Genomic DNA, 21,719 nt, shown 5'->3' on the forward strand with positions numbered 1-21,719 from the left:
CGAAACCGTGACTATACACGAAAATGGAAGCGCCTGGATCGTCCGGGCGGCGGACCGGCAGCTTGAGATCGATACGAATATGCTTGTCCTGACGCTGACCGATACGACCACCGGCCGGAGATGGACGACCGTCCGGGGCGAAGATCATATCCTGCTTCGGACGGAGGCGGGAGAGCGGCTCGTCCGGCTGGCCGACGCCGCCGTGAAGACATTCGAGATTCGACGCTCGGGCTACTACGAAGGCGTCTATGCGACGCTGTCGGGCTTCCCCGATGCGGACGGCGCGATCGGCGCCGCGCAGCAGCATTTGTCCGTTCGGCTGTCCGTGCTGCTGTACACGCATACGGGCGAGCTTGTGTGCGAGCTGCACCCGCTGGAACGCGATGCGGGAGACATCGTGCATATCGCCTGGCCCGCTCCGTTCGGGTTCGGCGGAGAAGCGCCGGGGCTTTATACGGCCGTGCCGATGATGCAGGGCTTTCTCGTTCCGGCCGACTGGGAAGCGGAGATCGTCCGCTATGAGGACGGCTTTCTCCATGGCCGCGACGCCTATATGCCCTGGTGGGGTCAGACCGACGGAGAGCACGGGTACACGGCGATCGTCGATACGTTCTGGGACGCCAAGGGCCGCTTCGACCATGCGCCGCGATTGCATTCGCATTTCGGCGTCCGCTGGCTGCCCTCGCTTGGCCGATACGACGACAACCGCAGCGTGAGGTACCGGTTCGGTTCGAAAATGGACTATGTCGATATGGCGAAAGTCTACCGGTCCTACGTCAAATCGATCGGCCGATTCCGTTCGATGGCGGAGAAAATCGCCGAAAATCCGCGCGTCGGCCGGCTGCTCGGAGCGGCGGTCGTCAATACGCTCATTCACTTCTACGCCGTGCCGGAATCGGACTATTACGATCCGGACCATCCCGAGAAAAACGACGAGCGGCATTCGTTCGCGCTTCGGGCCGAGCAGCTGGCTAAGCTCAAAGACGTTTACGACGGACCCGTTTACGTCCATCTGGACGGATGGGGCCAGCGCGGCTACGACAATTTGCATCCCGACGTGCTGCCGCCGAGCCCGGTCAACGGCGGCTGGGAGGGGATGCGGCTGTTGCGGCAGCGGTGCGAGGAGCTCGGTTATTTGCTGGCGCTGCACGATCAATACCGCGATTTCTACCACGACGCGCCGAGCTACGGAGCGGAGCAGGCGGTGATGGATCGCGACGGCAACAACGAGCTGTGCACGATATGGCCCGGCGGCGCCCATCATTTTCTGAGCGCGAGTCTGGCCAAAGGGTACGTCGAACGCAATTACGAGCAGCTCGAGACGGAGGGCGTCCTGCCGGATGGGGCGTACCTGGACGTCTTCGCCGTCATCGCGCTGGAGGAGGATTATCATCCGGCTCATCCGATGACCCGCAAGTCGTGCATGGAGCACCGCCTGTCGTGCTTCCATTCCATACGCTCGCGCGGCATGATCGCCAGCTCCGAAGAGCCGGTCGACTGGGCGCTTCCGGCGCTCGATCTCGTTCATCACGGTCCGTACGCGCGCAATCCGAATCCGGGCAAAGGACCCGTCGTCGGCATACCGGTTCCGCTGTTTTCGCTCGTGTATCACGACGCGGTGTTTTTGCCCTGGTTCCCGGGCGAAGGGGAGTGGGGCATTCCGCCGGAGGACTGGGGGTTTCTGCACGGCCTGCTGAACGCCGGACTGCCGTGCCTGAATATCGAGCCTACCAACGCGGAGATTGCGCTGGCCCGTCAAATGTCCGAGCTGCACAGCCGGGTCGGCTGCCTGGAGATGACGGGACACAGCTTTATCGACGGCAATGTCCGCAGGCAGCGTGCCGTCTACGCCGACGGCACGGTCGTCGAGATCGACCTGGATACGAAGGAATACGCCGTCCGGTACGGAGAGGAGACGGCCGATGTCCGCAGTCCGCGTCTATAGGTCAGAGCTGGCGATTCCCACGTACCGGCTGCTCGAAGAAGACATCAACCCGATTTTGGACAAGCGGCTCGATCCGTATCCGTATCCGATGCAAAACGCGATGCAACGCGAGAAGGAAGAAGTGCTGTACGAGGCCGTTCATCTCGAAAACGATTATTTGCACCTGATCGTTCTGCCCGAGCTGGGCGGACGGCTGTACAGCATGCTCGACAAGCGCAGCGGCGAAGAAGCGCTGTATCGCAATCCCGTCATCCGGCCGCGGATGATCGGCACGCGCGGCGCCTGGTTCGCCGGGGGCATGGAGTTCAATTTCCCGATCAGCCATTCGCCGACGACGATGTCGCGCGTCGACTGTCAGACCCGGGGCAACGAGGACGGCAGCGCGTCGGTGCTGATCGGGGGCATCGAGCAAATGTCCTTTATGCATTGGCAGGTCGAGCTGCGGCTGCACCCGGGGCAGGCTCGTCTCGAGCAGCGGGTGACGCTGCGCAATCCGACCGCGATGGAGCACAAGTATTATTTCTGGACGAATACGGCCGTCGCTTACGACGACAGCATCCGGCTCGCCTACCCGTTCGACTGGTGCGTCAATCTGGACGACCGGTACGCCAAATGGCCGTACTACAAGGAGATCGACTGCCGGCTGCCGCAGCAGATCCCTTACGCCTACGAGACGTTCGGCAAAGGCATGACCGGCGACAGCTTCGGCGCCTATAACGGCAACAAAGACGCCGGACTCGTCCACGTCGCCGACCGCCGCAAGCTGAAGGGAGCCAAGTTTTTTGTCTGGGGCAACGACGACAAGGCCAAGGCGTGGAACCGGGCGCTGACCGAGAACGACGATCAATATATCGAGGTGCAGAGCGGCCCGTACGAAAGCCAGAACGTTTATAAGTATCTGAAGCCGCACGGCCGGCTCCAATGGACCGAATACTGGTATCCCGTTTTCGGAACGGGAGGCTTCCATCAAGCGTCGGAGGCCGTAGCGATTCGCTGGAGTCCGGGGCAGGGGGAGGCAACGATCGTCCTGTCGGCAACCGAAGCGCTGCCCGGCTGTCTGCTCGTCGTAGGCCGCGGGAGCGCGGCGCAGGAATTTGCCGTAGATTTGTCCGCGGAGCGTCCGACGATCGTTAAGGTACCGGGCGATTGGTCCGATCCGGACGGCGGCCTTAGGCTGCTTCTCACTTGCGGGCAGCGACTGCTGCTCGACATCGACGGCGATCCGGCATGCGACGCGGAATATCCGGATCACGACCTGTACGAGGACGCGCGCGTAACGGTGCTGCAGGACGAATCGGCGAGCGTGCTGAAGCGGGCGCAGTGGAGCGAGTCGCTCGGGCTGACGGCGGACGCGATCGCGCTGTACGGCGAACAGCTGGCGATCCGTCCGGACTGCCAGGAGTCGCTGCTGCGGCTCGGTCTGCTGTATTTGAAAAGCTTCCGCTACGAGCGGGCGGCGGACTGCTTCGAGCGGCTGCTGCGCGATAACAACCGCAACGGCTGGGCCCGCTACTACTTGGCCGTGACGGAGCGGGAACGCGGCCATACGCGCATAGCGGAGCGGCTGTTCGCCGATATCGGCGCCGACGCGGAGTGCTTCGACGCAGCATTGATCGAGCTCGCCGGAATGGACATCGCGGCAGGAAGGTTCTCTGACGCGATGGCGGCCTGCGCGCTGCTGCCGGAGGGGAATGCCGACGGACGCCTCCTTGCCGCGATCGCGCGCCGCCGGGTATTGACCGACACGGGAGCCGCGCCGGCTGGCGCGCAGCGGATGAGCCTGCCGGACGATGCGCAAGGACTGGCGGAATGCTATCTAGCGGACGGCTCCGATGCCGCGAAGGAAGCCCTGCTCGAGCTGACGCGGGGCGAGGAGGCGTCCCTGCTTCCGGTCGCCCTTATCTACGCAGAGCTGGGGCTGACGGCGGACGCGGCGTCGCTGCTGAAGCTTGTGCGGCGGCCGGGCATGAAGACGCGGCTCGCAGAAGGGCTGCTGCGCCTGGCGGGCGCCGGCGACTCTGCCTTGCTGCTGGAGGCGCTGCGCACGGGCAGCCTCGATCGCGTATTTTTGAAGGAGCGGCCGCTGCTGCGGGCGCTCGAGCGAGTGCGTCCGCTTGACACCGTCGGCGCTGCCGATTATTTGCTCGGCACAGCCTACTATGCCACGGGCGATCGGGAGCGCGGAGCGGACCTGCTGCTGGCCGCCTACCGGAAAGGCTTGCGCCATACGGCGCTGCTGCGGAGCCTCGGCTACGTCCGGCTGGCTGCGCAGGGCGACCTGTCGGGCGCAGCTGACGTACTTCTGGAGGATGTGGCCGTCAACGGCGGTAAAAACGAGGGAACGCTCTGCCTGCTCGACGATATTTACAAGCAACGGGGAGATCTTGCGGCGCGGCTGGCGCTGCTGCCGTATATGGAGCGGGCGGGCAACCGGACGCTTGTCGTCGTGCGAATGGTCGACATGCTGCGGGAAGCCGGACAGGAGGAGCGCGCGCTGGAGTTGCTTCGGACCGAGCCGTTCGAAAACTGGGAGGGCGAGGAAATCAGCGGACCCTGCTACCGCGACACCGTGCTGTCGCTGGTCCGCAAGGCGATGGCGAACGGCGATATCGCCGCCGCCGCGGATTGGGCGGACCGGATCGACCGCTATCCGGACAATCTGGTTTACGGCGAGCCGGTCTACCTGTCTCGCTCCGAGGTGAACTGCGTACGGGGGCAAGTGAGTGCCGCGCTCGGTCGAACGGAGGAAGCGGCTAACTATTGGCTGGACGGCTATCGGGAACTGGAGCGCGAGGAAATTCCAAAGACCGAACGAAGCAGGCAATACAGCCTGCAGTGTCTTGCGGAGCTGCGTCGAATTCGGCCGTAGCTTCAATAGAGCAGCGACCAAGAAATGAGCCGCGATCGGAAAATCAAAAGGGCGATGCAGGAAATTCCTCTGCTTCGTCCTTTTGATTTTCGCAACCTATCCTATTTTCTCGAGGGCGCCGGCCGGGACGTTACCTATGTCCCTAGAACTAAAAATAAACGCATAAAACATGATTTTTGTGGTAATATGTAGAAAATATTACATGGAGGGCGATTTTTGTTGAAAAAGAGAAGAAGAGGTCTTGGGTGCCTGGTTTTGATTTTGTTTGTGATATTAGTTGGGGTTATTGTAAACGTATCCCGAAATTCTGATCCGACAAGTACAGGTCAGAATGCGGGCAAAGCTGAGGTAAGCGCTGAAGAATTGAAGAAACAAGGGCTGGAGTTTGACGAACAAGCTTGGAAGGATTATTTAACGATGTACGAGACGCATAACTCCTTTATGAAAAATATGAGTGCTTACTCCGAAGGCAAAATATCCAAATTGGACTTTTACGATTATTGTAAAGATTTAGAAGGCTGGTTTGCTAAAGCCTCTATTAGTTTTAACTACGCAAAGACAGAGGATGAGAGAACGTATCTTTCTACCTTTCAAACTTTTGCATTAGCAGATCAGACTGCCGCTAAAAGCATCATTAAATATTTGGATTCAAATGCTACGAAGGACTTGTCCAACGCGAGGGTGCAAATCCAAAGGGCTACCGAAGCAGCCACGACTATTTCTAGTAATAGGGTTATCCTTCTTTCAAAGATCGGAGTCACCAAAGAAGAATCGGATAAAATGCTCAAAGAAGCGGTCGCAGATGTAAAAGCGCTGGATTCTAAAAAATAATTATCGACTAGCCGGCTACTTTCCCCAACGAATGAACTTGTTGATTAACGCGTAAAGAGGGCTCGATTCGGGTTCTGCCAATCTGTACAGGTCGCCGATCAGATCGGCGAACAGGAAGGGCAGAAGACCGATTGCGAGCGCGGCGACGACGATCCCGACTGTTAAGCTGCGAATGATTCGGCTCCAGGCGATCATGGGGCTCATCTCCTTTAATATGAGTTCAAGTGTACGACGAAGAAGCGACCGCCCCGGCTCGGGTGCGATCGCTTTTCCCGTTTATACGACAGCTTCCCGCTTCTTGAAAAACGTCTTCAGCGCATTGTACACTTCGGCCTTCTCGCGGATGACGTAATAAAGGAACTGCTGATGATCCAGATGCTTGTAGGCCGACATCAGCGTGCTCGAGCGATTGTATTGATTGACTTCGCCATAGCCGAAAATGTTGGCGCGGCCGAGCAGCTCCTTTATCAGACGCACGCAGCGCTCGTTGTCGCTCGTCAGGTTGTCGCCGTCGGAGAAGTGGAACGGATAAATGTTGTAGCTCGACGTCGGATACCGGCTGTCGAGAATCTCGAGCGCCTTCAGGTAGGCGGACGAGCAGATCGTGCCGCCGCTCTCTCCGCGTGTGAAAAACTCTTCCTCGGTCACTTCCTTCGCTTCGGTATGGTGCGCGATGAAGACGATCTCGACCTTCTCGTACTGCCGCCTCAGGAAGCGGGTCATCCAGAAGAAGAACGAACGTGCGCAGTACTTTTCGAAGGTGCCCATCGATCCCGACGTATCCATCATCGCGATGATGACGGCGTTGTTCTGCGGCTTCACGATCTCCTCCCACGTCTTGAACCGGAGGTCGTCCGGCGAGATGCCGGCGATCTCGGCACGTCCGTCGCGGGAATTGCGCCTCAGGTTTTCGAGGATCGTCCGCTTCTTGTCGATGTTGGACATGATGCCCTTGCGCCGCACGTCCGTGAACCGGATCTCGGTCGACTCGATGATTTCCTTGTCTTTGCGCTTGAGATAGGGCAGCTCCAGCTCCTCGAACAGCATGTTTTCGAGCTCCGCGATCGAGATCTCGGCTTCCACGACATCCTCGCCGGGCTCGCTTCCCGCCCCTTCGCCTTTGCCGCCTTTCGGCGCCGGATCGGTGCCGAGCACGTCGCCGACCTGGCTGTCGCCGTCCCCCTGGCCGACGTGTTTCTTCTTATTATGGTTGTACACGATATGGTATTCGTCCATGCTGCGGATCGGGATTTTGATGATTTGCTTGCCGTTCGACATGACGATGTTTTCTTCGGACAGCAGGTCGGGCAGGTTCTGCTTGAGCGCCTCGCGCACTTTTTTCTGGTGGCGCGACTGATCCTGGTAGCCTTTGCGGTGAAGCGACCAATCTTCTCGCGACAAAATAAAGGACGGCTTGTTCACGATTTTTCGCACCCCTTTTCAGCCTTTTTGCTCCGGTATGCATTTAATATATTCGGCTTCGGCCATACGATGTGTGCGAATTGGAGCAACGTCCGCGCGAGCGGTTTGATTTTCCGATTCTGACGCGCATACAATAGGGTAAAGGGATGAAAAAGAATGTTTTGAATCATCATGAAAATGATGATAAACGAAAAGGAGCGATGAGACGGGTGAAGGATACGATCGATAAAATGATCTCGCTGGGATTGGGCGTCGTCGTCGCGAGCAAGGAGCAGATCGAGAAGACGGTAGACGAGCTGGTGAAAAAAGGCGAGGTCGGCCGCGAGGAGTCCAAAGGGCTGGTCGACGAGCTGCTGCGCAAAGGCGCGGAGGCGAGGAGCAAGATCGAGTCGATGGCGCAGGAGAAGGCAAGCGCCTTCCGCGGCGACGGCCGGTTCGTCACTCGCGAGGAGCTGACCGCGATCCAGCTCAGGCTGGAGGCGCTTGAGGAGAAGATGCGCCAGTTCGAGACGCGTCCGGAACAGATGTGAGCGCGGTGTCCCTATGAGCGCCGGAAAAAGAATAAGGCAGCTTCGGCGTTACCGGACGATCGCAGCGGCGCTCGCGCGCAACGGCTTCGGCTATGTGTCCGACGAGCTCGGACTCGTCGACAAGCTGGCGATCTTCCGCGTGGCCGAGCGCAAGGATATCAAGGCCAAAAGCATCGGCGTCCGGCTTCGCCATATGCTCGAGGACCTCGGCCCGACCTTCGTGAAGCTCGGGCAGCTCGCCAGCACGCGTCCCGATCTGATCCCGGTGCCGATTCTGAAGGAGCTCGAGCAACTGCAGGATCAAGTGCCGCCTTTTGCGTTCGCGGAGGCGGCGCGCATTATCGAGCGGGAGCTGGGCGCCCCTGTCGGCACGCTGTTCGCCGAATTCGACGAGACGCCGATCGCGGCCGCTTCGATCGGACAAGTGTACCGCGCTTCGCTGCCGGACGGGACGCAGGTCGCGGTGAAGGTGCAGCGGCCGGGCATCTCGGCGCAGATGGAGACGGATCTCGAGATTCTGGCGGATCTGACCCGGCTCGCGGAGCACCGTCTCGAATGGGCGCGGCAATATCGGCTGCGGGATATGGTCGAGGAGCTTGCGAGGGCGCTGCGGACCGAGCTGGACTACGGCGCCGAAGCGCGCAATGGAGAGCGGTTCGCCCGCATGAGCGAGAAGTGGGCGCATGTCGAAGTGCCGAATATTCATTGGGACTTCTGCTCGAGGCGGGTCCTGACGATGGATTACATAGAAGGGATCAAGCTGTCGGACCGGGTGCAACTGGACGCCGCGGGGCTGCCTCGACGCCTGCTCGCCGAACGCTACGCCGAGTCTATTTTCGAGCAGGCGCTCGTTGAGGGCTTTTTTCACGGCGATCCGCATCCGGGCAACGTGCTCGCACTCCCGGACGGCCGTCTCGCGCTGCTCGACTTCGGCATGGTCGGACGGCTGACGCCGACTGCCAAGCGCAACTTCGCCGCCTTCGTGATCGCGCTCAAAAACCAGAGCACAAAAGGCGTCGTCCGGGCGATCGGCAATATGGGCGTCATTCCCGAGTCCGCGGACGAGGAGCTTCTGTACGCCGATATAGACGAGATGCGGGAGAAATACTACAAGGTCCCGTTTAATCAAATCTCGATGGGCGAAGCCGTGCAGGATCTGTTCGCCGTCGCGTTCCGGCATCAGATTCGCGTGCCGACCGAGCTCACGCTGCTCGGCAAGTCGCTGCTCACGATGGAAGGCGTCGTGTCCGCGCTCGAACCCGGCTTCAGCATCTTCGACGTGGCCGAGCCGTTCGGCAAGAGGCTGCTTCGCGAGCAGCTGAATCCGACGCGGATCGCCAAAGCGTGGATCGAAGAAGCGCCGGAGTTCGTGGAGCTGATCCGCGACGTGCCGGCGGGCCTGCGGCAATGGGCGTCGCTCGTCCACAAAGGCAGGGTTCGCGCAGAGGTCGAGATCGGGAACCTCGACGCGATGACGCGCAAGCTGAACCGGATCAGCAACCGGCTGTCGTTCAGCATCGTGCTGCTGGCGCTCAGCATTATTATGGCGGGGCTCATCATCGGCGCCGCGCTTGGACATGCCGAGACGTCGATCTGGCGATTTCCCATCATCGAGACGGGTTTCGTCATCGCCGCGCTCATGTTCGGCTGGCTCATTTACGCAATTATTCGTTCCGGCAGATTTTAGCTTGGACAAGTCACAGCCTCGGGGACCATCCTGCGACATGGCAGGACGCCTCCGAGGCTGTCTGTCATTCGCTTATTTGACCGCGCCGGCCGTAATGCCGCTCGCGATCTTGCGCTGGAACAAAATGTAGACGACGAGCACCGGTATAATCGTGATTAGCAGCGCGGCAAACAGCGGGCCCCATTCGGTGCGGTATTGCATCTCGGCCTGCAGGACGCCGATCTCGACGGGGAGCGTGTATTGCTTCGGATCGTTGATCAGCACCGTGCCCACGACGTATTCGTTCCAGATGTTCAGGACGTTGATGATGGCGACGGTGACGAGCCCGGGCTGCGAAAGGGGAAGCATGATCCTGAAAAAAGTGCCGTAGTACGAGGCCCCGTCGATAACCGCCGACTCCTCGAGCTCCTTGGGCAGCGATTTGAAAAATCCGACGAGCACGAACACGCCGAAGGCGAGCACGCTCGAGGCGTATACGAGGATAAGACCGAACCACGTGTTGATCAGGTGGAGCGAATTCAGCAGGAAAAACAGCGGGATGAGCGCCAGCACGAACGGCACCATCATCGAAGCGATATAGAACAGGTAGAGTAGGCCGCTGCCCTTAAAGGAATAGCGGGCGAGGACGTACGCCGTGGAGGCCGAGAGCAAGAGCCCGAGCGCGGTCGATCCGGCGGTGATGACGAGCGAATTGACGAAGTACGCATCGAAATTGTATTTATCCCATACATACGAGAAGTTGGACCAGAGCAGCGGCAGCTTCGGCAGCGCCCAAGGCGCATTGGCCAGAAACTGGGCGTTGTTTTTCAAGGCGTCCAGCAGCGTCCATGCCAGCGGGTACAGCACCGCGAGGCTCCATACGAGCAGAATCGCGTAAAATATCGTTTTGGCGGCCGGGTTGCGAAGTCCCAGTTTCATCGTCGTATCCCCCTAACTCATCTCGATCGTTTCCCGGTGCAGCAGCCGCTGTAAGGCGACGGTCGTGATCAGCGACGTGACCAGGATGAGCACGCCGATCGCGGCGCCGAAGCCGAAGTGGTATTGCCGGAACGCCATTTGGTACAAATACGAACCCATGACCTGCGTCGTATTGTCCGGGCCGCCCTCGGTCATGATCCAGACGATGACGAAGGAGCCGTTCAACGTCGTCATCATGATATTGATGATCGACACCTTCATTTGTTCCCAGACGAGCGGCAGCGTGATATGGCAAAATTGATGCCATTGGTTCGCGCCCTCCAGTTCGGCGGCCTCGTACAGGGAGTCCGGCACGTTCTGGATCGCCGCGATGAGCAGGATCATGTAGAAGCCGATTCCCGCCCAGATCGACGGCGGCAGCAGCATCCAGATCGTATGCGAGGTGAAGCCGAGCCATGTAATCGCGACCGGTTCCTTCGTGAAGAGGGAGAGGAAGGCGTTCAGGAAGCCGATCTGCGGATTGTATATGAAGTTCCAGAGGACGCCGATGACGACCACGGAGATGACGTTCGGGATAAAGTAGATCGAGCGGAAAAAGCCGGACATGCGGAAGCCGAATCGGGTGAGCGCTACCGCGAAAAACGTCGCGAGCAGCATGATGCCGACGATCTTGCCGGCCACGAGGAAGTAATCGTTGCCGAGCGCCTGCCAGACGATCGGGTCGTGCAGCATGTCCTTGAAATTTTGCAGGCCGATAAAGTCCATATGATCCGACATGCCGGACCAGTCGAAGAGCGAGTAGTATAAGGCTTTGATGACCGGGTAGATGGTAAAGACGCAGAAAAAGGCAAGCGTCGGAATCGTAAAGCTGGCGATGAACAAGCCGCGCTGCCATTTGGCGGTACCGGATGTCTTCAAGTGGGCCCCCGTCCTTTCCTATCCATGAGCCGAAGGAGACCCGGCTGCCGGGCCTCCTTGAGCCTAATGCATGGATGTTATTTTTATTTGCTGACCTTGGCGGCGGCGTCGGTCACGCGCTTTACCCATTCGTCCGGCGTGATCTTGCCGATCGAGAGCGCGTCGGTCGCGTCCCACATGACTTTCTCGACGTCCGCGTTAAATGTGATCATCGGGATGACGACCGTGTTCGGATCGGTCAGGAACTTGGCCGCGTCCTTGACGAAGTTCGGCGCGCTGGAGCTGGAGATGTCGCCCTTGATGTTGGACGGCGCGCCGCTCAGCTCGGCCCACTGCGAAGCTTGCGCTTCGGAGAAGATGAAGGACAGGAACGCCTTGGCCGCTTCCTTGTTTTTCGCCTTGCTCGCGATAGCGACCGATGCGGTGGACGTGTTGGCGACGACTTTACCGCCGGCCTTCTGCGTGACCGAAGGGATGAACCCGAAGTCAAATCCGGACGGAATGTCCTTGCTCATCTCGTTGGGCAGCCAGAGGCCATTAGGAATGAACGCGTCCTTGTGCTGTAGGAACGACATTTGGGAATCGGTATGATTGATTTGAATGGACGCTTTGTCGATGAAGCCCTTGTCGCGCAGCTCGACGATCTTGTTCAAGCCGTCCATGACGGCCGGGCTCTTGAATGCATCGACCTTCGAATCCGCCATGTCCTGCAGGATCGAATAGTCGTCGTTGTTCGCCGACACGATCGCGGGGAAGAGGAAGGCGTCCTGGATGTAGTAGGGGTATTTGCCGGTATGAATAAAAGGTGTGACGCCGGCGGCCTTGATCGTATCAGCGGTCGCGATGAACGAATCGTAGTCGGTCGGCTCGGTCCAGCCCTTTTCCTTGAACAGCGCCTTGTCCCAGAAGATGCCCCAGGAGTTCAGGACGAGCGGGATGTTGTAAATTTTGCCGTCGTACTGCTGCGGCTGCTGCGCGAGAATGTCCTTGATGAGCGTGCCGTCCACGTTTTTCGCCGTCTTGAACCATTCGGTCAGATCTTCGACCTGGCCGTCCTCGACCATCTGGCGGTCGTTCAGGCCCGCGCCGTCGATGTAGACGAAGTCGGGCGGATTGCCGCCGATCCAGCGTGGCTTGTTCTGCTCGTTGATCTTCGGGCCGCCGCTCTCGATGACGTTCAGGTCGGGATTGGCCGCCTTGAAGTCGGCGATGACCTTCTTCCACCATTTGTCGCCGTAGCCGCCGACGAAGTATTGGATCTCGAAGTCGCCGGTCAGCTTCGCCGGCGCGGCTTCGCCGCTAGCGTCGGCGGAAGTGCTTGGAGCGGCCGATGCGCTTGCCGAAGCGTTTGGCGCGGCCGAGGATGCGTTCCCCGCGCCGTTGTCCTTGTCGTTCGAGCCGCAGCCCGCGAGCGGCAGCACCGCCATCGCGGCGGCCAGGCCTACGGCCGCCATCTTTCTGTTCAAAGTCGTTCCCATGCAGCAAAACCCTCCCCGGATATGGATGATACGGTCGCTTAACTTGGCGCCTGCAATCATCATACCGGGGAGGGCGTCGGGGCTCTATCGAATATATTCCGGGAAATCTAGAGGATCTTACGATTGTATTATTCGGCGGCGTAGGCTGCGCTGCGGGTGATCGCGAACGATTGCAGCTGGTCCAGCGCGGCTTTGGGCGAGAGATGGTCGTACAGCACCGCATCGCCCATTTTGCGCGTCTTGTCCAGGACGGCCTGCCAGGCGGGCTCCTGAATCGGATAGAACTTGGCGGACGCCAGGGAGGCGATATCGCGCTTCATCGAAGGATCGGCGGCCGAGAGCGTATCGCCGACCGTCGACGTGACCGGAATGAAGCCTTCGCGCACGACCATGTCCGCATAGTTCGCGTCGTCGTACAGGAAGTCGAGGAACTTGGACAGGGCGACCGGGTCCGTATGGTCCGTCTTGAACGAGACAAGCACGTCCTGCACGCCGAACGAGACGGGCGCCTGGCCGTCCTTCACCGGGATCGGTCCAGAACCCCACTCGAAGCCGGGAAATTCGCGCGGCACGACGGACGAGAAATAGTTGCCGGAGATCATCATGCCGAGCTTGCCGTCGCCCATGATGCGTTGCTTCTCGTCCCGCGTCGTCACGGTCGGCTCCTCGTCGGTCAGCCCTTCGTCGTACAGCCGCTTGAGGAAGGTCAGCGCCTCGACGTTGGCCGGCGAGTTGACGGCCCAGCGCCCGTCCTTGATCCAGTCGCCTCCCGCTCCGAAAAAAAAGTAGGAAAGATAGGCCTGCACCTCGTCGTCCGTCAGGTCGACGCCGAAGCCGCGGGACTTCCCGGCGGAGACGAGCTTGCGTGCGCTCGCTTCGAGCTCGGACCAGGTGACCGGGGGCTGCTTGATGCCGGAGGCGGCGAACAGCTTTTTGTTGTAGTACAAGTTGCGGACCGAAGCGACGTAGGGGATCGCGTACTGCTTGCCTTCCAGCCTGTCCATAGCGGACAGATTCGGATAAAACTTGGACAGCAGCTCCGGCGAGACGATCTCGTTTAGATCGTTCAGGATGCCGGCTTTGGAAAAGTGCGCGTAGACATTCGTATTGAGCAAGTCGGGCGGCTGGTTGCGGCTGATCATCGCGGTGTAAATGCCGTCCAGCACGTTCCAATTGGCGACTTGCAGCTCGACGATGATGTCCGGATTTTTGAGCTCGAACTCGTGGACGAGCTTTTCGAGGTGGGCCTTCGTCTCCGTGCTGTATTCCGCGGCGACGAACCGGATGAGCGATTGCCTGGGCTCCGCCGGCGAGGCGGGCGCAGGCTCCCGCTTGGCGCAGGCGCCGAGCGGGAGCGCGAGGCAGGCGGCGGCGATCAATCCAACGGTCGCCGCGCGATGCGGGCTGGGCATATCGGTAGCTTCCTTTCGGTTCAAGTGTACTAATCGGCTCGGTGAAGAGCGGCGGCAGGTGGCCATAGCGGCAAAAAGTTCCGTTAACGCCGGCAGCGTGGCCAACCGGAGATCGGTCCAGTCCACGACCGAAATTCTCGGCTATCGCAAACCGGATCGATCTCGCCTACGCGTAGTTTACTGAAAGAGTCGGTTATCGCAAGCCGATATGTCCCCCTCCCCCAAGCGGAGATGACGGATATGTCCGGCTATCTCAGGCTACACCGCCCCCCGTCAACGATGCGTTCGCTAGCTGCCGCCGTCGAAAGGGAACAGCAGCTTTTGATTTTCCGGCGCGTACATATTCGACTTGGTCACGACGATCGAATCCGTATACGAGACCCGGCGCGCGCCTCGCAGCTCCGCGCGCTTCAGCGCCGCCTTCACGCCCAGGTAGCCCATATTGAACGGCTTTTGCACGATCAACGCGCTCATGACGCCGTCCTCGAGCAGCCGGATCTCGTAGATCGAGCTGTCGAAGCCGATCAGCTTGATCCGCTGCTCTCCGGCCTCGCCGATCGCTCGGGCCGCGCCGAGGGCCGCCGTCTCGTTTAACGCGACCACGACGTTCGGCGGCTCCGGCATGTCGAGCACGGCTCGCATAATATCATATGCCTTGTCCTCCGAGTCCTCGCAATAATAAATCTGCGTCGTGCCGCCGGGATACGCACCGACCGCCTCCTCGACGCCGGCCTTGCGCTCGCCGGATACGCGGGAGCGCTCGAAGTCGCTCACGATCGCGACGTTCGGCCGTCCGCCCGTCAGTTCGGCTGCGGTCTGGCCGGCCTGCCTGCCGGCTTCGCGGTGATCGTTCAGCACGGACACCGGCGCCTTCCCCGACTGCAGCGGCATGTCGATGACGACGACCCGGATGCCCGCGTCGCGGATCGCCAGCACCGCCTTGGAGACGCGCGGGTCGTCGACCGGGGCGACGACGACAGAGGAGGGACGTGTCGCCAGCGCGTCCTGCAGCAGGCGGACCTGCGTATCCGCATCCGTCTCCTCGAGCGGGCCCTGGATATCGATCGCCGCGCCCGCTTCCTTGGCAGCCGCGGCAGCGCCCGCGCTGACGGCCTGCCAGAAGTTCGAGCGCACGCTGCTAGACTTGAGCACGACGGAGACGGAGCGGCCGTCGCTCCCGGCGGAAGCGTACAGCTTGATGTACAAGCCTGCGCAGAGCGCGGCTGCAGCCAGCAGCAGGATCGATGCCCAGGCGAATTTGTGGTTGTGCATCGCTAGTTTTCCACCTTCGGTATTTTGATCGTGACGCGCGTGCCTTCGTACGGCTCGCTTCGGATGGAGACCCCGTACGAAGGGCCGAAGAACAGACGAATGCGCTCATGCGCGTTGCCGACGCCGATCCCTTTGGCGAAGCCGTCCTCGACCGGCCTGGGCTGCCAGATTTTCTCGAGTGCCTCGGCGGTCATGCCGACGCCGTCGTCCTCAATCTCGAAGACGATCGCGTCGTCCTGCTCCTTGCCGGTGACGACGATCGTTCCTTTTTCGGGCAGATGGCGGATGCCGTGATAGATGGCGTTTTCCACGAACGGCTGGAGCAAAATTTTGAGCGTCCGGTACTTCAGAATCGCCTCATCGAATTCGATCCGGTATTCGAGCTGGTCCGCATAGCGCATTTTCTGGATCAGCATGTAGCTGCGAATATGCTCCAGCTCCACGCCGATCGTCACGAGCTCCCGGTCTTTGGCGATGCTCGCGCGGAACAGGCGGGCGAGCGCGGATGTCATGAGCACGACCTTTTCGTGCTGCTTCTGCTCGGCCATCCAGACGATCGAATCCAGCGTGTTGTACAGAAAGTGCGGATTGATCTGCGACTGCAGCAGAGCCAGCTCGCTTTTGCGCTTGTTTTCCTGCGTGGAGATGGCCTCGGACATCAAGTTTTTGATCTGGCCGACCATCATGTTGAAGGTTCGGCTGAGCTGGCCGATCTCGTCCATCTGCCGGACGGGCGCCTTGACCTCGAAATTTCCTTTTTCCAACAGCCGCATGCTTCGCTGCAGGTTGCGGATCGGGCGGGACAGCCGGTGGGAGAGCGCCAGCGAGAGCAGAAGCGCGACCGCGATGCCGATCAGGGAGATGAGCAGCGTATTGCGGAGCGTCTCCTTGTATCCGATCAGATCGTCCGCATAGGCGACCCCGACGATTTTCCAGCCGAAGTTCGTGTCCTGCACCGAGTAGAAGCGCTTGCCGTCCTCGTCGTCTACCGCGAATGAGGTGCCGCTGGGCGCGCGGAGAACGTCGGCGATGCGCTCCGTCCGCAGGCTGCTGTAAATGAGCTGCTGCTGCGGATGGTAAACGATGTCGCCTTCGCGGTCGACGATGAACACGTAGCCCTTTTTGCCGATATCGATCTGCCGGAGCAGATCGCTCACGACGCTCAGGTTCAGATCGACGAGGAAAATGCCGTCCGCAGTAATCCCATCCGTATTTTTCAGCTCGCGCGAGAGCGATACGACCCAGCGGTATTCGTCCTTGATGATGTTTTGCACATGCGGCGCGGAGATGACGGACTTGCCCCCGGCTTGCCGGGCGCCGATATACCAGGATTGCTCCCGGAGCGGCGCGTTCGGGTTCAGCGTCGTGATGCGGCGATCGCTCACGTACCGTCCGTTGTAGCCGAACACCATGATAGAGGCGATGTCCTTGCGCGTATACAAGATGGACTGGAACAGATCCGAGATTCGTTTTTCGTACGGCCTGCGTTCTTCGTCGGTGATAAAGCTGTTGCTGGAAATATAGTATTTGACATCCTTGTTCGTCAGCGCGAGCAGAGAGATATTTTCCATATTGTCGACGTACGATTGAATGGTCGTGTTGACCTGCTTGATGACCTCCTCGATGTAGATCTCGGCGTTTTGCCGGACGGCGCCGGCGGATAACCGGTAGCTGAAGAAGGTCGTCGCGGCGATCGTCAACAGAATCAGGCACGAGAAGGCGACGGCGATGCTGGACTGGATGCTCTTGAGCGGAAAAAACGGCACAAAGGGCCTGCGGTTTCGAAGCATGTCAGCGAGACGCCTCCCCGGCCGGAAGGTCGCGGAAGTCCCGGGGAGACAGGCCGGCGTGCTTTTTGAACAGCAGGCTGAAATAGTTCGGATCGGCGTACCCGACCTGGCCGGCGATCTCGTAGAACTTGAGCGGCGTCGTGCGGAGCAGCGTCTTGGCCTTGTCCATCCGTACCCGGGTCAAATATTCGACGAACGTCTCTCCGGTATGCTGCTTGAACATTTGGCTGAAGTGGCTCGTGCTCATCAGCACATGCCTGCATATTTCCTGCAAGGTCAGCCTGTCGCTCGCATAGTTGGCCTCGATATAAGCCGTTGCCTTGCCGATCTGCTCTCGAATGAACCGGCTGCGGCTGCTCGCCGCGGCGTCCGTGAGCGCCGTCACGATTTCCTTGAGCCAGCGCTCGATCTCGTCGAGCGTCTTGAACTTGTAGACGTCGGTCAGCCAGAGCGGGAGCGCTTCAGAGTCGCTTCGGATTCCCAGCTCCTGCATGACGTCCATCAGCGTCAGGACAAGCTTCTGCATATGAAGAAAGCAGGCCTCGATCGGCAGCCGCGATCTTTTAAGCTCGCGTACGCTGTCTTCGATATGCGCGCAAGCTTCGGCGGCGGAACCCGTCCGCACGGCAGCGGCGAGACGGCGGCTTCCTTCGTCCGGGGAGCGCGCCGCGGCCGGCTCGCCCTCCAGGTCGGCGATGCCCAGCACGCGGTTTTTGCCCATTAGGAAACGGTAGTCCAGCGCAGACAGCGCCCCTCGGTACGATTGCGGCAGCTGCTCCGCCGAAGCGCACGGCCTGCCGATGCCGATCGTAAGCGTGAAGCCGAGGAAGCGGTTCACCAGATGCCTCACCTCCTCGGCGATCCCGAAGGCCTGCTCGCTGAGCGCGCTCTCGTCCTCGTGGCCGAACAGGATGGCGACCATGCGTTCCTCTCGCGTGCGGAACAGCAGGACGTCTTCGCGGTGCTGTACCGTTTCTTCGAAAATATTAAAAGCGGCGAAGCGGAGAAACTCTGCGTCGTGCGCGTCGCTGAAGTGGGTCTCCCGGTCGCCGAAGTCGTCGATGTCCGCAGCCATGGCGAGATACGGCGGAGAAACGGCGGGAATGCCGAAGTAGGCGAAGCGCTCCTCGATCTCCGGCCGGGAGAGGCCGATCGCGACGAGGCGCTCCAAAAAACGCTCCTTGAGCAGCGGAAGGCTCTGATGCAGCTGGCTGTGCAGGCGGGTGAGGTCCTCGCGGCGCTGCTTCTCCTGGTCCATTTCCGCACGAACCTTGTCCAGCAGCTCCCGGATTTCCGCCGCCGTGATGGGCTTCAGGAGGAAATCGGACACCTTCAGCCGGATCGCCTGCTGCGCGTATTCGAACTCGTCGTAGCCGGTCAGGATTATCACCTTAATATAAGGATAGTTGGCGGCGATCAGGCCGGTCAGCTCGAGTCCGTCCATGAAGGGCATGCTGATATCGGAGATGACGAGGTCCGGCTTCGCGTCTTCGATCGCGTCCCATGCTTCCCGGCCGTTGGCGTAGTCTCCGACGAGCGCGAAGCCGTGCTTCTGCCAGTCGATCGTATTTTTTAACCCGTCGCGGACGACGGACTCGTCGTCGACCAGAATGACTTTGTACATGGCGTGCTGGCCCCCTCTCTCTTCGAATCCTCGCTCTCATCATAAATCGAAGCGTCGTCGGGCGAAGGGGTAAAAATATACAATCAAGGGTAAAAAATCGACTTTTTGGCTGCGACCGCCGCGCTGTGGCGCAAAATGCCGCCGGCGTGTTATCATTTGGATAGTAGCGCGAGCGCGGCGAAGCACGCCCCCGGACGACGGTCCTCTGTCAGCCGGGGGTTCGCTTTGCGCATCGACAATCGTCAGGCAGGAGGGAGAGCGCCGTTGAAGACACTGGTCATCGCCGAGAAGCCGGACATGGGCCGCAATATCGCCGCCGTCATCGAGCCGAAGGCCCAGAACAGACGCTCCTACCTGGAGGGAGAGCAATATATCATCACCTGGGCGATCGGGCATTTGATCGGACTTGCGGAGCCGGATCTGTACGACGAAAAGTACAAGAAGTGGCGGCTCGGCGATCTGCCGATCATCCCCGAGCGGTTCAAGCTGCTGCCCAACCCGCGGACCAAGGACCAGCTCGAGACGATCCGCGAAGTGGCGAAGCGTTGCGACCGGCTGGTCAACGCGTGCGACGCCGGACGCGAGGGCCAGCATATCTTTTCGCTGATCCAGCGGCATCTCGGGCTGACGCAACCGGTCAAGCGGCTGTGGATCTCGGACCTGACGGCCGAGACGATCCGCAAGGGCTTCGCCGAACTCAAGGACGGGGCCGAATACGAGAATCTCACGCGCGCCGCCAGGGCTCGCAGCGAAGCGGACTGGCTCATCGGCATGAACGGCTCGCGCGCGTTCACGACGCGGCACAACGAGCTGCTGTCCGTCGGTCGGGTACAGACGCCGGTGCTGGCGCTTATTTACGATCGTCAGATCCAGATCGAATCGTTCGATTCGCTCAAATTTTTCGAGGTATCTGCGCAGTTCGCGCAGGGAGAGACCGAATATCGCGGATTGTGGCAGGGGGAGCGGATCTCGGACGGCGACAAGGCGAAGGCGATCGCGGACAAGGTGCGGGGCAAGGAGGGGCGAATCGCGAGCTACGAAGTAAAGGATACGAAGGAGTATCCCTGGCGGCTTTACGATCTGACCCTGCTGCAGCGCGAGGCGAACGGCAAGCTTGGCTTTTCCGCCAAGAAGACGCTGGACGTCGCGCAGTCTTTGTACGAGAAGCACAAGGTGATCACGTATCCGCGAACCAACTCCAACTACGTGAACAACGAGAATATTCCGGAGATGCACAAGGCGCTGGACGCGCTGCGAGGTACCGAGTTCGAGGCGATCGCGGCCGGCGGCAACAAGCGGCTCGTTCACACGGGCAACCGGGGCGTCTGCAATCCGTCCAAGGTCGAGGACCACCATGCGATCATGCCGACGGCGAAGAAGGCGGGCGCGCTGTCGCCGGACGAGCGCAAGCTGTACGATATGATCGTGCGGCGGTTCGTCTCGCACTTTTATCCGCCGGCGGAGTTCAAGGTGCACACGGTGCTGACCGAGGTGTCCGGCGAGACGTTTAAGACGACGGTCAAGCAGATGATCGCCAAAGGCTGGAAGGTCGTCTATGAGGACGCCGGCGGCGGGGCTGCTTCCGGCGGGGGCGCGAAGAAGGGGAAATCGGATTCGTCTTCTTCCGGCAAGGACGACGACGCGGAATCCGAGCGCGGCGAAGAGGTGGAGACGAGCGGGGACTTCTCGCTCCAGGCCGAATCGCCGGTGCGATGCGTCGAATCCGAGGCCAAGGAGAAGGAAACGCAGCCGCCGAAGCCGTACACCGAGGGGACGCTGCTCAAGGCGATGGAGAGCGCGGGCAAGCAGATCGAGGACGAGGAGCTGCGCGACGCGATGAAGGATTCGGGGCTCGGCACGCCTGCTACGCGCGCGGCGACGATCGAGCGGCTGAAGCAGGTCGGCTACGTCGACATGCAGGGCAAGCGCATCGTCATCACGCCGAAGGGGCGAGCGGCGATCCAGTTGATCCGGGGAGCGGGCGTCGAGCTGCTCGCCTCGCCGGAGATGACGGGGCAGTGGGAGCGGCGGCTCGCCGAGATCTCGCGCGGACAAGCCTCGGCCGACGTATTCATGGCCAACGTGCAGAAGTTCACGCGGCTCATCGTCGACAAGGTGCGGGTTCAGCCGCCGGCGACGAAGGAAGCGTTCGCGAAGCCGGAGCCGGCCGGAGGCCGCGGACGCGGGCGAGGCAGGAGCGGCGCTGCAGAAGGCGGCGAGAGCGCGGGCGGCAGCGCATCGCGCGGCCGGGCCAGCGGCGCGGGGAGCAAGCGCGCGGACGGCGGCGCTAGCGGGGCGGCGGCCGGCCGTTCGCCGCGGGCGAAAAGCGGCGCGGGAACGACCGCGGCGAGCGCCAAATCGCGCGCAGCCGCTTCCGGCCCGGCATCGACCGCTTTGGCGACGCCGCAGCGGACTCCCGAGCCGTCCGCTGCGGCATCTCCGCGGCCCGCCGTCATCGCCAAATGCCCTAGTCCGGGCTGCGACGGCTCCATCTTCATGGGCCGCAAAGGCTATGGCTGCAGCGCCTACAAGTCCGGCTGCGGCTTCGTCATCTGGCGGGACAGCTTCGGCCTGACGCTGGACGACCGGCTCGCCGCCGAGCTGATCCGTACCGGCCGCACGTCGTCCACGCTGCACGTTCGGGACGAATCCGGAGCGACACGCGAAGCGCGAATCGTGCTGGCCGATCCCGCCACCGGCAGGCTTGCGCTCGAAGATTGAGGCGAATGTGCACAGTGCAGCCGGCCAAAAGATATTTGCCTGCTTGTAATACGGGTGCTGTAAGGCAAAAAGTTACTCTACAGTCTCGCATTATGATCTAAAGGGTGTTGTAAAGGTAAAAAGTTACTCTAAAGTCTTGCGAACTGGTCAAAACGTTGCTGTAAAGGCAAAAAGTTACTCTACAGTCTAGCGGAATGGTCTAAATGGTGCTGCAAGGGCAAAAAGTTACTTTACAGCCTCGCTAACCGGTTGCGATGTTATTTGCCCAAGCTGCCCCAAAAAACGGCCCGGTCTGCAACCGC

15 protein-coding genes are annotated in these 21,719 nt (G+C 60.7%); 6 read left to right on the top strand and 9 right to left on the bottom strand.

Going from position 1 to position 21,719, the window contains the following annotated elements; genetic code table 11:
• The first annotated feature begins 7 nt into the window (after positions 1 to 7).
• The 3 genes from KVT38_RS34735 to KVT38_RS12485 all read left to right on the top strand — a co-directional run bounded on the left by KVT38_RS34735 (position 8) and on the right by KVT38_RS12485 (position 5,645).
• Positions 8 to 1,945, top strand: coding sequence for a DUF5696 domain-containing protein (locus KVT38_RS34735; RefSeq protein ID WP_217594050.1), 1,938 nt, complete (start codon positions 8 to 10; stop codon positions 1,943 to 1,945).
• Positions 1,923 to 4,814, top strand: a complete 2,892-nt coding sequence (locus KVT38_RS12480; RefSeq protein ID WP_217594051.1) for a DUF5107 domain-containing protein — start codon at positions 1,923 to 1,925, stop codon at positions 4,812 to 4,814. The genes KVT38_RS34735 and KVT38_RS12480 overlap by 23 nt, the downstream gene beginning before the upstream one ends.
• A gap of 219 nt (positions 4,815 to 5,033) precedes the next feature.
• Positions 5,034 to 5,645, top strand: coding sequence for a hypothetical protein (locus KVT38_RS12485; RefSeq protein WP_217594052.1), 612 nt, complete (start codon positions 5,034 to 5,036; stop codon positions 5,643 to 5,645).
• A 15-nt stretch (positions 5,646 to 5,660) separates the two neighbouring features.
• Here the strand turns inward: KVT38_RS12485 and KVT38_RS12490 are convergent, their stop codons facing one another.
• Together KVT38_RS12490 and yhbH are read right to left on the bottom strand one after the other, a co-directional pair.
• Positions 5,661 to 5,840 carry a hypothetical protein gene (locus tag KVT38_RS12490; RefSeq protein ID WP_217594053.1) on the bottom strand — a complete coding sequence of 60 codons (180 nt, stop codon included), beginning with the start codon at positions 5,838 to 5,840 and terminating at the stop codon, positions 5,661 to 5,663.
• Between the two features lie 81 nt (positions 5,841 to 5,921).
• The gene (yhbH, locus tag KVT38_RS12495; RefSeq protein ID WP_217594054.1) at positions 5,922 to 7,067 is read right to left on the bottom strand and encodes a sporulation protein YhbH; all 1,146 of its coding nucleotides are present in this window, start codon (positions 7,065 to 7,067) and stop codon (positions 5,922 to 5,924) included.
• 209 nt (positions 7,068 to 7,276) lie between these two features.
• Here yhbH and KVT38_RS12500 point away from each other — a divergent pair, with 209 nt between their 5' ends.
• Positions 7,277 to 7,597, top strand: a complete 321-nt coding sequence (locus KVT38_RS12500; protein WP_217594055.1) for a phasin family protein — start codon at positions 7,277 to 7,279, stop codon at positions 7,595 to 7,597.
• Positions 7,598 to 7,610: 13 nt separating this feature from the next.
• Positions 7,611 to 9,284, top strand: a complete 1,674-nt coding sequence (locus tag KVT38_RS12505; protein WP_217594056.1) for an ABC1 kinase family protein — start codon at positions 7,611 to 7,613, stop codon at positions 9,282 to 9,284.
• A gap of 72 nt (positions 9,285 to 9,356) precedes the next feature.
• On the opposite strand, the gene KVT38_RS12510 is transcribed toward KVT38_RS12505, so the two are convergent.
• The 7 genes from KVT38_RS12510 to KVT38_RS12540 form a co-directional block, all read right to left on the bottom strand.
• Complete coding sequence (locus KVT38_RS12510) at positions 9,357 to 10,202, bottom strand: carbohydrate ABC transporter permease (RefSeq protein WP_217594057.1); 846 nt, start codon at positions 10,200 to 10,202, stop codon at positions 9,357 to 9,359.
• Between the two features lie 12 nt (positions 10,203 to 10,214).
• A complete protein-coding gene (locus KVT38_RS12515) occupies positions 10,215 to 11,120 on the bottom strand; it encodes a carbohydrate ABC transporter permease (RefSeq protein ID WP_217594058.1) in 906 nt (301 codons plus the stop codon).
• Positions 11,121 to 11,203: 83 nt separating this feature from the next.
• Positions 11,204 to 12,598, bottom strand: a complete 1,395-nt coding sequence (locus tag KVT38_RS12520) for an ABC transporter substrate-binding protein (protein WP_217594059.1) — start codon at positions 12,596 to 12,598, stop codon at positions 11,204 to 11,206.
• 128 nt (positions 12,599 to 12,726) lie between these two features.
• On the bottom strand, positions 12,727 to 14,010 hold the full coding sequence (locus tag KVT38_RS12525) for an extracellular solute-binding protein (RefSeq protein ID WP_217594060.1): 1,284 nt from the start codon (positions 14,008 to 14,010) through the stop codon (positions 12,727 to 12,729).
• Between the two features lie 288 nt (positions 14,011 to 14,298).
• The gene (locus tag KVT38_RS12530; protein ID WP_217594061.1) at positions 14,299 to 15,282 is read right to left on the bottom strand and encodes a substrate-binding domain-containing protein; all 984 of its coding nucleotides are present in this window, start codon (positions 15,280 to 15,282) and stop codon (positions 14,299 to 14,301) included.
• A 2-nt stretch (positions 15,283 to 15,284) separates the two neighbouring features.
• Positions 15,285 to 17,072, bottom strand: coding sequence for a cache domain-containing sensor histidine kinase (locus tag KVT38_RS12535; RefSeq protein WP_217594062.1), 1,788 nt, complete (start codon positions 17,070 to 17,072; stop codon positions 15,285 to 15,287).
• Position 17,073: 1 nt separating this feature from the next.
• Positions 17,074 to 18,696 (bottom strand): response regulator, encoded by a 1,623-nt coding sequence (locus KVT38_RS12540; protein WP_217594063.1) that lies wholly within the window; start codon positions 18,694 to 18,696, stop codon positions 17,074 to 17,076.
• Between the two features lie 264 nt (positions 18,697 to 18,960).
• On the opposite strand from KVT38_RS12540, the gene KVT38_RS12545 reads away from it, so the two are divergent.
• Positions 18,961 to 21,417 carry a DNA topoisomerase 3 gene (locus KVT38_RS12545; RefSeq protein WP_217594064.1) on the top strand — a complete coding sequence of 819 codons (2,457 nt, stop codon included), beginning with the start codon at positions 18,961 to 18,963 and terminating at the stop codon, positions 21,415 to 21,417.
• Positions 21,418 to 21,719: the final 302 nt, after the last annotated feature.

The organism is Cohnella sp. GbtcB17 (assembly GCF_019091135.1).
GTDB lineage: Bacteria > Bacillota > Bacilli > Paenibacillales > Paenibacillaceae > Cohnella.